Here is a 1,209-nt window from a genome sequence, read left to right on the forward strand (position 1 = left end):
CCGAATTTCCTGTCGATGAGATCGCGTGCCCGGGTGGACTGGGAAGCCGGGTCGTCGAAACCGCCGCCCAGCAGCTTGGTGAATGCGCCGCTACCGAGGGCACCCATGAGAGCTGTCGCCACGACGGCGACGATGAGTACCAGCCGGGCCCGGCGGATCGCCAGCTCGGCTATGCGTTCGAACACGCCAAATCTCCTTGCGGTCAAGGTGTCTGCGGGGATGCGACGACGCTAGGGGAGACCATGGGAAAGTTGGCAGTGCGAGATTTACCTGACAGTGCTCGATTTACCTGACGGTACTCTGTTTATGTTCAGGTGTCAGAGGAGCACCGTAGGGTGGGCGCATGCCCGTACCCGAACTGCCGAAGGCCGCCGCCCCGGCGGCTCCGTCCGCGCCGTCTGCTCCCTCCGCCCCGGCCGCTCGATCCGCCTCATCCGCTCCGCCCACGCTGCGGGAGCGGCGGCGGGCCACAGCGGTGCGGGAGATCCTGGACGCCGCCGAACTGCACATCACCGAGCACGGTCCTGAGGGGCTGTCCCTGCGGGCCGTCGCGCGCAGCCTCGGCATGACCGTGCAGGCGCTCTACCACTACTTCCCCAACCGGCACGCCCTCGTCACGATGCTGGTCACCAAGGGGTACGAGGACCTGTTCGCCGCCGTCCAGGCCGCCGTCGACTCGACGGCGGACTCGGCCGCGGACGCTGGGGGCACTGCGGCGGACCCGGTGACGGACCGGCCGTTCGTGTCGCGTCTGCTGGACGCGGCCGAGGGCTACCGGGGCTGGGCCATCGCCCACCCCGAGCGGTTCAAGCTCCTGTTCGGGACACCGCTGCGGGGCTACGCGGCCCCGGCCGACGGCGCCTCCACCATGGCCGCCCGCCGGATGAGCACGATCTTCCAGCGTGAGCTCTTCGGCGGCTTCAGCCCGGAGCAGCTCGCGGCGGCCGACATGCCCCCGCTCTCACCCCAGTTCCGGGCCTACCTGGACCACCTGCCCCCGGACGGGCCGGGAGTCCTCCCACCGCCCGCGATCGCCCTGCTCATGGAGGCATGGGGGCGCATGCACGGCATGGTCGTCCTCGAGGTGTTCGGACACACCGGCTTCCTCGGAGACCACGAGGCTGAGCTCTTCCACCTCGCGATGCGCAACATGCTCGCGGACATCCACCGCCGGATTTCAGGGAGCACGGGCACCGTTGGAGCCGGGGC

General features: G+C 69.8%; 2 protein-coding genes. One reads left to right on the top strand and one right to left on the bottom strand.

Annotated features, from left to right (window positions below; genetic code table 11):
- On the bottom strand, positions 1-185 hold a 185-nt coding region (locus tag ACWDGI_RS43630; protein WP_450768611.1), incomplete at its 3' end, for a hypothetical protein.
- A gap of 158 nt (positions 186-343) precedes the next feature.
- On the opposite strand from ACWDGI_RS43630, the gene ACWDGI_RS43635 reads away from it, so the two are divergent.
- Positions 344-1,209, top strand: an 866-nt coding sequence (locus ACWDGI_RS43635; protein ID WP_450768612.1) for a TetR/AcrR family transcriptional regulator, incomplete at its 3' end; no start/stop codon positions are given.

This window comes from Streptomyces sp. NPDC001220, from assembly GCF_053597895.1.